General features: G+C 38.0%; 9 protein-coding genes. 4 read left to right on the top strand and 5 right to left on the bottom strand.

The features are described 5' to 3' along the window. Window positions 1–157: 157 nt before the first annotated feature. From GQO80_RS07630 to ffh, 3 genes are all read right to left on the bottom strand, one after another. Window positions 158–2,857: a helix-turn-helix and ligand-binding sensor domain-containing protein gene (locus GQO80_RS07630; protein WP_232333132.1), complete on the bottom strand. Its 2,700-nt coding sequence runs from the start codon at window positions 2,855–2,857 to the stop codon at window positions 158–160. A 260-nt stretch (window positions 2,858–3,117) separates the two neighbouring features. After that, complete coding sequence (locus tag GQO80_RS07625) at window positions 3,118–3,993, bottom strand: bifunctional 5,10-methylenetetrahydrofolate dehydrogenase/5,10-methenyltetrahydrofolate cyclohydrolase (protein ID WP_157207755.1); 876 nt, start codon at window positions 3,991–3,993, stop codon at window positions 3,118–3,120. Window positions 3,994–4,188: 195 nt separating this feature from the next. Next, window positions 4,189–5,517: a signal recognition particle protein gene (gene ffh, locus GQO80_RS07620; RefSeq protein WP_157207754.1), complete on the bottom strand. Its 1,329-nt coding sequence runs from the start codon at window positions 5,515–5,517 to the stop codon at window positions 4,189–4,191. A 359-nt stretch (window positions 5,518–5,876) separates the two neighbouring features. Here ffh and GQO80_RS07615 point away from each other — a divergent pair, with 359 nt between their 5' ends. The 4 genes from GQO80_RS07615 (at window position 5,877) to GQO80_RS07600 (ending at window position 12,274) form a co-directional block, all read left to right on the top strand. Continuing rightward, window positions 5,877–8,027 (top strand): cation:proton antiporter, encoded by a 2,151-nt coding sequence (locus GQO80_RS07615; protein ID WP_157207753.1) that lies wholly within the window; start codon window positions 5,877–5,879, stop codon window positions 8,025–8,027. 85 nt (window positions 8,028–8,112) lie between these two features. Then, window positions 8,113–8,736, top strand: a complete 624-nt coding sequence (locus tag GQO80_RS07610) for a hypothetical protein (protein ID WP_157207752.1) — start codon at window positions 8,113–8,115, stop codon at window positions 8,734–8,736. 248 nt (window positions 8,737–8,984) lie between these two features. Further along, the gene (locus GQO80_RS07605; protein ID WP_157207751.1) at window positions 8,985–10,628 is read left to right on the top strand and encodes a DUF1800 domain-containing protein; all 1,644 of its coding nucleotides are present in this window, start codon (window positions 8,985–8,987) and stop codon (window positions 10,626–10,628) included. An 11-nt stretch (window positions 10,629–10,639) separates the two neighbouring features. Then, window positions 10,640–12,274 (top strand): DUF1501 domain-containing protein, encoded by a 1,635-nt coding sequence (locus GQO80_RS07600; protein ID WP_157207750.1) that lies wholly within the window; start codon window positions 10,640–10,642, stop codon window positions 12,272–12,274. Here GQO80_RS07600 and GQO80_RS07595 read toward each other — a convergent pair whose 3' ends face one another. Together GQO80_RS07595 and kynU are read right to left on the bottom strand one after the other, a co-directional pair. Further along, window positions 12,275–12,916: an O-methyltransferase gene (locus tag GQO80_RS07595; RefSeq protein ID WP_157207749.1), complete on the bottom strand. Its 642-nt coding sequence runs from the start codon at window positions 12,914–12,916 to the stop codon at window positions 12,275–12,277. A gap of 28 nt (window positions 12,917–12,944) precedes the next feature. Next, on the bottom strand, window positions 12,945–14,216 hold the full coding sequence (gene kynU / locus GQO80_RS07590) for a kynureninase (protein ID WP_157207748.1): 1,272 nt from the start codon (window positions 14,214–14,216) through the stop codon (window positions 12,945–12,947). Window positions 14,217–14,386 lie beyond the last annotated feature (170 nt).

The following is a 14,386-nucleotide window of genomic DNA, read 5'->3' as shown; positions in this document are numbered from 1 at the left end:
TACACTTTAATTACGCCATTTCAAAAAAATCATCAAAAAATAGCTTATTGACGTATGGCAGGAAGCCAAAAAAGTGAGCAAAAAGCAACAATAAAACGTTATATGACGTAGTAATGACGTATAAAACTATAACGAATAACGTATTTTTTCAGAGCACCTATTCCAGATTTTGCAGATAATGGGACACAGAAATATCATTTTCTAAATTCAGTTTCTTTTTTAGTCGGTACCGATGGGTTTCCAAACCTCTTACAGAAACATTCAATAAAGGGGCTATTTCCTTATTGGATAAATTCATTTTAATGTATGCACAAATTTTTAAATCTTTTGAAGTTAAATTTTCATGTTTCGCTTTAAGGCTCATAAAAAAATCTTCATGCACCTGGTTAAAATTATATTCAAACACTTTCCATTCATCTTTGTGCGCAATGGAACTATCCACTTTTTTAAGAATCTTTTTAAAAGCATATTGGTTACCAAAGCCCTCTTTGTTCATGGCCAATTCCTTTTTAATGTCCTGTAATGTTTCATTTTTCTTAACCAAAGCCAACGCCGTATTAGCCAATTGTTTGCTTTTTAATTTTACCTCGTTCCGTAACGATTCATTTTTTAATTGAACAATACGTTTTTCGTTCTCCAAATTCTTCTCCCTTACAATTTCCTGCTGTTCCTTGGCATACTTAATTTTTAACAAACGTTGTTCTAAGGCTATTTTACGTTTATTGACGTAGTAAAAAATCCATATACCAAGAATAATTAGCACCGAATAAAGAAGCATCCCCAAGGTATCCTTATACCAAGGAGGTAAAACTTTTAGTTGAATTTTGGCCGATTCCGAGTGTTTCCCCAAATAATCACTGGCACGGAATAAAATGGTATAAGTGCCGTCCTTTAAACTGGATAGTTCTAGTTTGTTCTTGTCCAATTTCTTCCATTTTGAAGCATCAAGTTCCATGATGGCGTATTCAAAATAATGATTGCGCGACTTAGGTGAAGAAACCGAAACCCCAAAACTACTCTTAAGTTTTAGTTTTATGGTTTCGTTTGGAACGACATCAATGAAGGTTTTATCAATTTCAATATGATCGATATTTGGTTTGTAAAGTGCTGTTTTAGCTTTGGATTTGCTATCAATAAGCATAAAGCCATTATTCAAGTTTAGGGCGAAGGTTGAATCGTCAATTTTTGAAACATTCTCGTTGCCAACAATCAATCGGTTTTCAAAATAATTATTGGAAAGTGATACCTCCTTTTCATCTGTTAGCAACGTTTTAAAACTGATAACATCATTAGAACTTTTTAGAACGATTTGATCCAGATCATCTTCAGAAATCATATAGGAATCCGTACCAAAATGGTCATTAAGCAATTGGTAAGGCACAATGCTGTCTTGTATGGGCTCGTATTTTAGCCAACCATCATTGGTTTTAAAACAGATGTTGTTCTTTATTTTATAAGCGCTCACGTTAAAATCGGAAAAAAGCCCTTTAGCCTTATAATTTTCGATGCTTAAAATGGTGTCGTAGGTTTTATCAAACTTAATCCTATATAGTCCTTTGTAGGCGTGTGCCGCCCAAACCGTAGTTGGATCTTCAAAAACAAGATGCTTAATAGGCATGGTGGTTTTGCCCAAATGTTTGGCTTTCCATCCGGTTGGTTCCTTTTTAAACCGAACCAAACCCGTATAGGTGCCTTCAATATAAACATTGGCCTGCTCTGGCACTTTTTTTATGACCCAGCCACCAGTAACCGACGATACTTGTTTGAGCGCAAAGTTTTCGACCAGAAAAGTTCCCTCATTGTGACCACAAAACAGTTCGCCATCAATAGCTTGTAAATTCCATACCTGCCCTTGCGATCCCTTAATAAATTGCAGATTATTTTCCTGGTCTAGGTAAAACAAGCCCGTGTTGCTTCCTAAATAGACGATGCCCTTAAACTTAATTACATCGTAAACAGCGCCCAATCGTCCGGAAACATCATTAAAAAAAAGGTTGTGATTATCCAAATCAATGGACGCAATGCCATTATCCAAACCCAGCCATAGTTTATTTTCCCAATCCAGTACCTGACATAAAACGGTATTATTTATCAGGCCGTTTTCTTTATTGATATGATGCAAAACCTTACCGTCGGCATTTGTAAAATAGATACCATCTTTAATGGTCCCAAAAGCCATTTGACCGTTTTTAAATAAGGAAAAACCATTCAGTAAATGCTGTTTTATCAAGCTATTGATTTCGAATTCGGCTGGTTGAAGCAGACCATTTTGATAAATGAAACAACCTTTTAACGATGTGGTTATAAGCAACTTGCCCTTATAATCAACAATAGAGACTACTTTGGTGTTTTCAATGCTCTTATCCATAATTTTGAGCACCAATTGATTGTTTTTATACTCAAAAATACCATGCTGAAGTGTTGCAACATACAATTTGTTGTTAATAACACTACAGGAAATTACCACCGATTTTGGTTTTATTTTTTGGATGGTACCGTTTGATTTATATATGTAAATATTTAGAAAAGACCTAAAAACGATGCCTTCGTTGCACGGTAAAATTTGCCAAAATTCTTCGTTGGGCGATATTTTTTCTTTTACCAAATCGCTTAAAGAAGTATAAACCAAAACCCCTTTTCGGTTTCGCTTCCAATAACCAAACTCTTCATAAGAACCCGTAAAAACCAAATTGTTGTGGGCCAAAACAGAGCGCATCGTTGTTTTGTTGGGAAGCTCGTAAAAATCCCATTTTAAGCCGTCATACTGCAATAGTCCATTATTGTTTGCGGCGTAGAGCATACCGTTATCAGCTCTTGAAACACCCCAATTTTGATTTCCCGCATTGTATTCAGACAACGAAAAATTTTGAAAATAAGGGGTGTATTGAGCTAATGCCGTTTGTGTTGTTAAACACAGCAAAAGAAAAAGGAAAAAACATTTTTTTTGCATAATCTTGAAGTATCTAAAAACAGTTTGATAGCAAAACAGGATGCTGTTACACACAAAACTAATCAAATAAAAAAGAACTTAATGCAGAAAGAATGAGTTTGCCAAAAAGCTATGTAAAAATATTTTGTGTTGAAGATACGGAAGCCTGGGCACTAAAAATTAGCTTTTCAGTTGTTTTTATCCCGGGCCAACAAGGTGTTTTTAAGAAGCATGGCAATGGTCATGGGGCCTACACCTCCGGGAACGGGAGTAATATAGCTTGCTTTTTTGCTCACGCTCTCAAAATGTACGTCGCCCGCTAGTCGGTAACCGCTTGCTTTGGTTGCATCTGGCACGCGCGTAATGCCAACATCGATAACCACTACGCCATCTTTAACCATATCGCCTGTTAAAAATTCACAAATGCCTATGGCTGCTACAATAATATCGGCTGCTTTAGTGATTTCGGCCAAATTCTTCGAACGGCTATGAACCACCGTTACGGTGGCATCGCCCGCTTTACGTTTTTGGCTCATTAGAATACTCATGGGGCGACCCACAATATGGCTTCTTCCCATAACGACCACATTTTTTCCGGAGGTTTCAACTTGGTAGCGTTCCAATAATTCTAGGATGCCGTAAGGTGTTGCGGGTAAAAATGTAGGCAAATCCAAGGCCATTTTGCCAACATTGGTTGGATGAAACCCATCAACATCTTTATCGGGATGTACTGCCATTAAAACCTTTTGTTCATCAATATGTTTTGGCAATGGCAATTGCACTATAAAACCATCAATAGCATCGTTTGTATTGAGTTCATTAATTTTAGCCAATAATTCGACTTCTGAAGTATGATCGGGCAAATCTATTAAAGTTGATTGAAACCCAATTTTTTCGCAAGCCTTAACTTTGGCGTTCACGTAGGTCATGCTGGCACCATCGGTTCCTACCAAAATAGCCGCTAAATGGGGCACTTTTTCGTCTTTGGCAACCATGGTCTTAACCTGTTCGGCAATTTCTGCTTTAATATCGTTACTTACCTTTTTTCCGTCTAAAATTATCATTGTTTGGGTGTTGGTTGTTTGGTTGTTTAGTTGTTGTTGGTTGTTTAGTCGTTGGTTGTTTAGTCGTTGGTTGTTAAGTTGTTAAGTTGAAGTAGCTTTTAGCTTTTAACTTTTAACTTTTTACTTTTTACTTTTTACTTCTAACTTTTAACTTCTAACTTTTAACTTCTAACTTTTAACTTCTAACTTTCAACTTTATCGCATCCCCTTCATCATCTGCATCATCTTTTTACCGCCGCCACCTTGCATCATTTTCATCATTTTGCTCATTTGGTCGAACTGTTTTAAAAGTTGGTTTACTTGCTGCACCGAAGTACCGGAACCTTTACCAATACGCTGCTTTCTGCTGGCGTTTATAATGTGGGGTTGGCTCCTTTCTTTGGGCGTCATGGAATGGATGATGGCTTCTATACCTTTAAAGGCATCGTCATCAATATCAACATCTTTCAACATTTTTCCAGCACCGGGAATCATGCCCATCAGGTCTTTCATGTTTCCCATTTTCTTGATTTGCTGAATTTGCTTTAAGAAATCATCAAAGCCAAATTGGTTTTTGGCGATTTTCTTTTGAAGTTTTCGAGCTTCCTCCTCATCAAACTGCTCTTGGGCACGCTCAACCAGCGACACCACGTCGCCCATACCGAGAATACGGTCGGCCATACGCGCAGGATAAAACACATCAATTGCTTCCATTTTTTCGCCCGTACCAATAAACTTGATGGGTTTATTGACTACCGATTTAATGGAAATGGCCGCACCACCACGGGTATCGCCATCTAATTTAGTGAGGATTACCCCATCAAAATTCAGTACGTCGTTGAAGGCTTTTGCTGTGTTTACGGCATCTTGCCCGGTCATGGCATCGACAACGAACAAGGTTTCTTGGGGCTGGATGGCTTTGTGGATGTTTGATATTTCGGTCATCATTACCTCATCAACCGCCAATCGGCCTGCGGTATCGATAATAACCACATTGTAACCGTTGGCCTTGGCGTGGGCGATACCTGCTTTTGAAATGGCCACAGGATCGGTATTGCCTTTGTCGCTAAAAACCTCGATACCTATTTGGCTGCCCACTACATGCAATTGGTCGATCGCGGCAGGACGGTACACATCGCACGCCACCAATAACGGTTTTTTGGATTTTTTTGTTTTAAGGTAATTTGCCAACTTACCCGAAAAGGTGGTTTTACCCGAACCCTGCAAACCAGACATTAAAATAACACTTGGATTGCCCGACAGGTTGATGCCTTCTGCATCGCCACCCATTAATTTGGTTAATTCATCTTTTACGATTTTAACCATTAATTGCCCGGGCTGTAAGGTTGTTAATACGTTTTGCCCCAGTGCTTTTTCTTTTACGGTGGTGGTAAAATCTTTGGCTATTTTAAAGTTTACGTCGGCATCCAACAATGCACGGCGCACTTCCTTTAGGGTTTCTGCTACGTTTACTTCGGTAATACTTCCGTGGCCTTTTAGTACGTGTAGGGCTTTATCTAACTTATCGCTTAAATTATTGAACATAGTTTTTTAAGTATTCAGTAGCCGTTTACAGCTATCGGTGTGCTTGATGATTAAAAATTGAAAGTTGCAAAGTTAATGATTTGAAGCGTATTATTGAACTTGATTTTTAGAAAAAAGATAACATTGCGAAACCACTTTACACTGCCAGTACATGGGTTCTGTTCTGCTATTGGCGGATGGGTGCGCTAGGGATAGTAGCGGAAAGCCCACAGCGGCCCCATTTTTTTGGGGGCGCGAGGACTTGTAGCGTATAGCCCGACCCAAAGGGTAGCGCCATAAAAACAAAAAAAGTAACGCCGATTTATTTTTAATTAACGAACCAAACCATTTTATATATTTGATAGCAAAAACACTAGGCTATGTTATTATTAAGTAATTTAGAGTTCTCGCTGCCATTTACCAATCCGGTGCTTAAGTTTCTTATTATTCTGATTATTATTTTATTAGCTCCTATACTACTGAATAAACTTAGAATCCCGCATATTTTAGGACTTATTGTTGCCGGGGCTGTTATTGGCCCCAACGGGTTTAATTTGTTGCTGCGCGATAGCAGTATTATTTTATCGGGGACTGCGGGCTTGCTTTATATTATGTTTTTGGCCGGTTTGGAAATTGATATGAACGAATTTAAGAAAAACAAGTTTAAAAGCCTGTTGTTTGGGTTGTTTACCTTTAGTATCCCGATGGTTTTTGGGGTTTTAGTTGGTTATTTTGTGCTGAAATTTTCTTTGCTCACATCTATTTTACTAGCCAGTATGTTTGCGTCGCACACCTTGATTGCCTACCCCATTTTAGGGAAATTTGGGGTAACAAAAAACCGCGCTGTTAACCTGGTGGTTGGCGGCACGATGATTACGGATACGCTGGCACTTTTTGTGTTGGCGATTGTTATTGGCATGACAAAAGATGCTGTAAGTAGCGCCTTTTGGATACGCCTTTTTATATCGATAATCATTTTTGGTTTTGTTGTTTTACACGTGTTCCCCATAATTGGACGCTGGTTTTTAAAACGCTATCACGACAATATTTCTCAGTATATTTTTGTTTTGGTGATGCTTTTTTTAGGAGCGTTTTTGGCTGAAGTTGCCGGTATTGAAGCTATTATTGGCGCCCTACTTTCTGGGTTTGCACTTAATAGATTAATTCCTTCCACATCGCCATTAATGAACCGTATTGAGTTTGTTGGAAATGCTATTTTTATCCCGTTTTTTCTTATTGGCGTAGGGATGCTTATTGATTTCCGTGCTTTTTTTACCGATTTTGATACTATTTTGGTGGCTATTGTTATGACAGTTGCCGTTACCCTAGCCAAATTTATAGCTGCTTGGGCAACCCAAAAATCGTTTAAATTTTCGGCAGATGAACGTCGCATTATTTTTGGTTTAAGCATTGCCCATGCCGCAGTAACACTGGCAACGGTAACAGTAGGCTACAACATCATTATTGGCGAAACACCAACTGGGGAACCTATTAGATTATTGGGCGACAGCATTTTAAACGGTACTATTATCATGATTTTGGTTACCTGTACCATTTCAACATTTGTGGTTCAAAAAGGGGCGCGGAATTTATCGTTATTTCAATCTACTGCCAGGGACAAATCATATACCGAAAACGAGGAAAAAATATTGGTGGCCGTTAATAACCATGATACAGTAGAAGAACTGATTAATTTAAGCAGCATTATTAAATCGAAAGAAAACAAGCAAGCCCTTTTTGCGCTGCACATCATTAAAAATGAGACTACCGATGTGCTTGCTGAAACCAACGCCGTAAAAATATTGGATAAAGCCAGCCATATTGCATCGGCAACCGATATGCATCTAAACAAATTATTACGCTACGATGTTAATATTTTAAACGGTGTCCTAAATGTAATTAGAGAACAGAAAATAACCGATTTGGTTTCAGGACTTCACATAAAACAAGATATTTCAGAATCGTTTTTAGGCGAATTAACGGAAGGCATTTTATCAAAATCAAATGCTACCGTATTTATTTACAAACCATTACAGCCTATTTCAACCATAAAAAGGCATATTGTTATTATGCCGAACCATGTTGAAAATGAATTTGGCTTCCCTTTTTGGCTCGATAATATTTGGAACATATCTTACAATACTGGCGCGAAGATTATTTTTTATGGCACTGAACCAACCATTAAAGTTATTAAAAACGTTCATTCCGAACACCCAATTGATGCCGATTTTATAACCTTTTATAACTGGAAAAACGCTAAAGAACTTTCAAACAGCATTAAATTGGATGATAATTTGATTTTTGTTCTAACCCGAAAAGATGAACCTTCCTATAACAAAAACATAAAAAATATTTCTGTTTACCTAAACCGTTATTTTAAATCAAATAGTTTTATTTTGGTTTGCCCCATCATGAAAAGGCAAACTGTTAATAACACCGTCGAACTAAATAACCCTTCTTTAATTGAACCTATAGAAAAGCTGGATGAATTGGGCAAAACAATAGCAAATATGTTTAGGAAAAAACCATAGTACTTTCGAGATATATAGTTGTGGTTTCTAAAAAACAAAAACGTATTTTGATTAGCTTCAAGTTGTACACCATTTGACAAGACCAATGAAAATTTTAAAAAACATAGTAACAATCGTAGTCGAAATTGCAATAATTATTTTAGGTCTTATTTGGTATTTAAGAACTAAAGAAGAAGAACCTTTGATTGTTATGATTGGTTCTGGCGGATTTTTAATAGCAAGTATTTTGACAAAAATATTTGACAAAACAGAAAAACCGAGACCAAAAGTAGTTTTTCACAGAAAAAAGAATTTTTCAATGCGTGGACCTTTGGGTTATACTGCAAATAATCCGAGAGTTATAAGAGTTGGAATTGACAAAGTTGAACAATATTGGTACTTGGATTGGACATATACTTTAGAGATTCGAAATAACTCATCTGTAACTGCTTATAATTATCTGATTGAATATGAAAATAAACCAGACAAAACTGAATTAAAAGGCGAAATTGGAAAAATTCAACCAATTAAACCAGATGACAAATTTGAATTCACTTTCAAATTGACGCAGAATGTGGTTGGAAATCATTTGGATGCGGATAAATATCTAAAAGAAAATGCTGATATTTTATTAAAGGATATGAAGATAATTTCAAAATATCAAGATGAATTTGGAAAATCATTCAAAACCGAATATGATTGGATAAATGACAACAATAAATTTGAATAAAAAAACGGTGTACAACACAGTATATAAAAAATTGCTGGTGTTGTGATAAAACAAAGGTCGTTGCACGTTTGCTACATCTGATTTTCCTTCGGAAAATCCTCGCACGCAAACACGCAACTTTCCATATACATAAACGTTAACTTCTAATATTGTTTTAATGACTAAATAACTGTATTTCAACGAAAAGAAACCACATTTTTACTTATCGATTGAATTTTAATTTAATTTGGATATAAAAATTATAGGTTATGGCATCACTTAATCCACTAAGCTCAACTTTAGGTTTACGGCGGGCCAAACATTTGTTGCGTAGGGCAACATTTAACTATTCGAAAGCGCAACTCGATGCCTTATCGAACATGACGGCCGTTGATGCTGTAAATAGTTTGGCCATATCGCCTGCAAACAGCCTTTCTGAACCTTACGACCCCCAACCTACCGGTGTTCCTGATGGTTACTGGACATCTTCAGCCCAAGACCCAAAACTGTTTGACGGCCAAACAAGAAAACGCGCCCATGTTACCGCTTGGTGGTGGTACAATGCCATAAACCAAGTAACGCTTAAACACAAACTGTCATTCTTTTTACATACCAGTTTTACCATAGGAAAAGATTCGGGTGCTGCCTATGCGACCCATTTTTTTGACCATTTACGCCTGTTGGATTTTTATGCTTTTGGAAATTTAAAAACCCTGGCAAAAAAAATAACCTCGGATAATTGCATGCTCGATTATTTAGACAACACCAATAATATAGCCACCAACCCCAATGAAAATTATGCCCGCGAATTCCTAGAACTGTTCACCATTTTAAAAGGTCCACAAATAGGTTCTGGCAATTACACCAATTACACCGAAATTGATGTACAGCAGGCCGCTAAAGTATTTTCAGGATTTAAACAACAAAACAACCGTACGGTAATTGATGCGGATACGGGTTTACCCAGTGGCTATGCCAATAAAAATCAGCACAGTAGCGTAAACAAAACATTTAGTGCTGCCTTCAACAACCAAGTAATTACTGGAAAGAATACCGAAACGGGCATGTTTGAGGAGCTTAATGCCTTTATCAACATGGTTTTTGCACAACCGGAAACGGCCAAATCATTTTGCAGAAAGCTATATAAGTTCTATGTGAAAAGTGAATGGAACGCATCGGTTGAAACCAACATAATTACGCCTTTGTCCCAACAACTTATTGCCAATGATTATGAAATTTTACCTATTGTGAAAACGCTTTTGGCAAGTGAACATTTTTATGATGCCGATGATGCCGATGCCACCAACAACACCATAGGTGCGATTGTTAAGAGTCCGTTGCAAATATTAAATGAAGTTTGTACGATGTTTAGCGTGCCAATACCAAGCCCCGTTTCAGATGCGGCGCATTATTACACGAATTTCTTCCTGTATTTCCTTCACAACACCTATTTTAAAGGGGCGGGTATGGATTTTTTCAACCCCGATTCGGTAGCGGGTTATCCGGCACATTACCAAGAGCCTGATTTTGACCGCCTTTGGTTTTCATCGAACACGCTTATTGCCCGTTATAAATTGATTGAAAGTTTCATTATTGGCAAGAACACCATCACAAACAATGCTAATATTTATGCAAAAATAGATACCGTCCTTTTTATTAAAAACAACGTATCAAACCCTTCCAACCCCAACGATTTGATTACCCAAACAGCCAATTTGCTTTACCCAGAAAGCATTGATGCCGATAGAACCAATTATTTCAAGACTTTTTTGGTTGATGTTGGTTTCCCCGATTATTACTGGACCAATGCATGGGCCGATTACTTAAGCACCAACGATAAAACCACGGTTAAAAACCGATTGGACGCTTTAATCATTGCCATGGTTAACGCTGCAGAATTTCAATTAATGTAAATTTAAGCATCATGGAAAGAAGAAAATTTATAAAATTATCGGCTGCTGCCTCGGCCATTGGCTTAACACCTTTTCAATTACAGGCCGCTTTAAAATCGTTTGTGCCATTTGCCGATTGTGCGGATATTTCAAACCGAAAACTTGTTTTAATCAACCTAGCAGGTGCCAACGACGGTTTAAACACCATCATTCCGCTTAACCAATACGACCTTTACAGCAATTTACGTCCTACCATAAAAGTGCCTGATTCGGGATTGAAAAAATACATAACGCTAGATGCAAACTTGGCCGAAACGCAACAAATTGGGCTTAATCCGGCATTAACCAGTTTCAAATCCATTTACGATAAGGGGTGGTTGCGCATTTTGCAATCTGTTGGCTATCCATCGCAAAACAAAAGCCATTTTAAGTCAACCGACCTCTATTTAACGGGTAACGATGGCAACAGTCTTTTAAACGGTGACGATTCCGGATGGATTGGCCGGTTTATGGAATTGCACTATGCCGATTTAACCTTGGAAACCTTTCCGCTAGGGGTTGAAATTGGATCGAGCAAAACCTCGTTAGGGTTTCATGGTGAAGACGAACACGGTTTGGCATTGAACATTACAGGTCAAGATCCAGCAGGGTTTTATTCGGTTTTAAATGGATTGGGCGGTGTGCCCCCTACCAACCTTCCGAATTCCGATTATGGGATTGAACTTGACTACATTATAAATACCGATAAACTATCAAACCAGTATGCGCAGGCCATTTCTTCAGCCTTCAACTCCGGACAAAATGATGTTCCTTATCCACAAACCGATATTTCCAACCAGCTAAAAACCGTGGCGCGATTGATTAGCGGCAACCTACAATCGAAAGTGTTTTTGGTACGTTTAAGTGGTTTCGACACGCACAACAGTCAAGTACAGGCCTCCGATGGCGTAATTGGCAAACATTATGATTTGCTTACGCAATTGTCGCAAGGCATTGAAGCCTTTATGAACGATCTTAAAAGTCAGAATATAGCTGAAGATGTGGTAGGACTTACGTTTACGGAATTTGGAAGAAAAGCAGCCGAAAACGGTAGTTTTGGCACCGATCATGGTGAAATTGCGCCCATGTTTGTTTTTGGCGAACCCGTTGCCGGCGGCGTTTCGGGCACCAACCCCAATTTAAGCGAAGCCAAAAGTAGTAACAATTTCCAAATTCAAACCGTTCAGTACGATTATAGGCAAACCTTTGCCACTTTATTACAAAACTTTTTGGGCGCCAGCAATAGCGTTATTGATGCTACTTTTTTTAACCATACCTTAAACGACAGCTTTACCAATTTAAAAATTGATACCCTTTTAAAAGAACCATTTATTGTTTCTGCCGAATGTTTAGGCAGTTTAAATACCACAAAACCTTCAATGGAAGATAAGAGATGGTTGCTTTACCCGAACCCTTTTAGGGATGTTGTAACACTTTCTGGAATGGATGATGCAAACAGCATCACATATAGGATTTATAATAATTCGGGCGTTTTACTTTTCAATAAAACTGAAATATTTACAAACGGAAAATTGGGTATCCATTTACAGCACTTAAATTCTGGCGTTTATATTTTTGAAATTTTAGCTAATGGCCGTAAAGAAGTGCACAAAGTGATTAAAATTTGATTATTTTTTTCGGCTAATGGTGAGCCCATCACGAATGGGCAGCACAACGGTTTCGATGCGTGGGTCTTCCTTTAAAAGGGTGTTATATTCCAAAACCGCTTTGGTAGAGGCATCCTTGGCATCCAAAGGCTCAACCACTTTGCCGTGCCACAGTACGTTATCCGATAAAATGATGCCGCCGGGGTTTAGTTTGTCAATAATCAAATGAAAATAGTTCACATAATTGGGTTTATCGGCATCAATAAAAATCAAGTCGAAGTTTTTTTCCAACTTCGGAATAATATCCAGGGCATTTCCCAAATGTTGAAAAATTTGATTTCCGTATGCCGATTTATCAAAATACTTTCTTTGGAAATCAACCAATTCCTCATTAATATCAACGGTATGGATTTCACCATCTTTTTGCAAACCTTCTGCAAGACATAAGGTGGCATAGCCTGTGAAAGTGCCCAGTTCCAAAATGGATTTGGGCTGTTTTAATTTTGAAATCATACTCAACACACGGCCTTGATACGGCCCGCTAAGCATAATGGGCTGCAAAATTTTTTGATAGGTTTCGCGGGTAAGTTGCTGCAACAATTCGGGTTCAGCGTCTGAGTGCGCTACTATATAATCGTCTAAATCTTCTGGTAAAAAATACATAATTGTTTGGCTTTTAAGGAAATGTGAATTAATGATTCAGCACAAGCTTCAATCGTTCAACCAAATTAAAAACATCTTGAAACGAATTATATAGTGGAACGGGTGCAAAACGCATAACGTTTGGTTCGCGCCAATCGGCCATAACACCTAAGTCTGTTAATTTATTGAATACCGATTTATCAGCATTTTTTACTTGAATGGACAATTGGCAACCGCGTTCCTCTGGGTTATTTGGCGTTATGATGGTGATGGCATCTGTTGCTAATTCATTCAAAAGAAATTCAAGATAAGCGGTTAATTGTTTCGATTTTTCAATCAATTTAGCCATGCCAACTTCTTCAAAAATTTCTAACGAAGCCCTAATTGTCGCCATCGCTAAAATGGGCGGGTTGCTAAGTTGCCAACCTTCGGCTCCTGGTAACTGGTCGAAGTCATCACGCATTTTAAAACGGGTTTCTTTGTTATGGCTCCACCAACCTGTAAATCGGTTGAGTTTTTTGTTGTAAGCATGCCGCTCGTGTACAAAGCAACCAGCAATACTTCCAGGGCCGGAATTTAAGTATTTATAGGTACACCAAGCAGCGAAATCGGCACCCGAATCGTGTAAATTCAAATTGACATTTCCGGCACCGTGCGCGCAATCAAACCCAACCATACAACCATGTTTATGCCCTAGTTCGGTAATTCGTTTTAAATCGAAATACTGACCCGTATAATAATTTACCGCACCAATAAGTATTACAGCAATTTCGTTACCTCGAGATTCTAAAATAGTTTCTAAATCTTCATAATTAGGTAAATCCTCGCCTTTTCTAGGTTTCCAAAGTACCAATCCTTCTTTGGCATCAAAACCATGATGTTGCAATTGCGATTCCACCGCATATTTATCCGAAGGAAACGCATCGGCCTCAATTAAAATTTTATAGCGTGTTTTAGTTGGTTGGTAAAATGAAGCCATCATAAAATGAAGGTTTGCCGTTAAGGAATTCATCACAACCACTTCAATAGGTTTGGCACCAACCACTTGCGCCATTTGTTTGCCTAAAAGCTCATGATAGGTTGCCCATGGGTTTTTAGCGAGAAAATGACCTTCTACGCCCAACGTTGCCCAATCTGTAAGCACTTCATCAATATAGGTTTGGGCATTTTTTGGCTGAAGCCCCAAGGAGTTTCCAACCATGTAAATACCATCATTACCATCTTTATCTTTTGGTATGTGAAATTGATTTCGGTAGGATGATAACGCGTCTTTTTTATCTTGTTTTAAAGCAAAATCGAGACCTTGTTGAAAATTTAGCAAGTGGTTTTAGTTTTATGTTTTTACAAAAATAAGCATTCTTAAACTAGGAATAAAACAATAAAAGCCCCATACCTAGAAAACCATTTGATGCAAAGAAAAGCTTCGACTTGAGGGTAGAAACTCTTTTGAATTTATGGCGGCACTTACACGGAAAACCAACCCATCATCAC

Origin of the sequence: Mariniflexile maritimum (assembly GCF_009746565.1) — a bacterium.
GTDB lineage: Bacteria > Bacteroidota > Bacteroidia > Flavobacteriales > Flavobacteriaceae > Mariniflexile > Mariniflexile maritimum.
Note: the sequence above shows the minus strand (reverse complement) of the source record. Positions and strands in the feature narration are given on the sequence as shown.

Coding starts and splice junctions, on each gene's coding strand:
- GQO80_RS07595 (WP_157207749.1), bottom strand. CDS start 12,916: ATGTATTTTTTACCAGAAGATTTAGACGATTATATAGTAGCGCACTCA.
- GQO80_RS07625 (WP_157207755.1), bottom strand. CDS start 3,993: ATGATAATTTTAGACGGAAAAAAGGTAAGTAACGATATTAAAGCAGAA.
- GQO80_RS07605 (WP_157207751.1), top strand. CDS start 8,985: ATGGCATCACTTAATCCACTAAGCTCAACTTTAGGTTTACGGCGGGCC.
- GQO80_RS07610 (WP_157207752.1), top strand. CDS start 8,113: ATGAAAATTTTAAAAAACATAGTAACAATCGTAGTCGAAATTGCAATA.
- GQO80_RS07600 (WP_157207750.1), top strand. CDS start 10,640: ATGGAAAGAAGAAAATTTATAAAATTATCGGCTGCTGCCTCGGCCATT.
- ffh (WP_157207754.1), bottom strand. CDS start 5,517: ATGTTCAATAATTTAAGCGATAAGTTAGATAAAGCCCTACACGTACTA.
- GQO80_RS07615 (WP_157207753.1), top strand. CDS start 5,877: ATGTTATTATTAAGTAATTTAGAGTTCTCGCTGCCATTTACCAATCCG.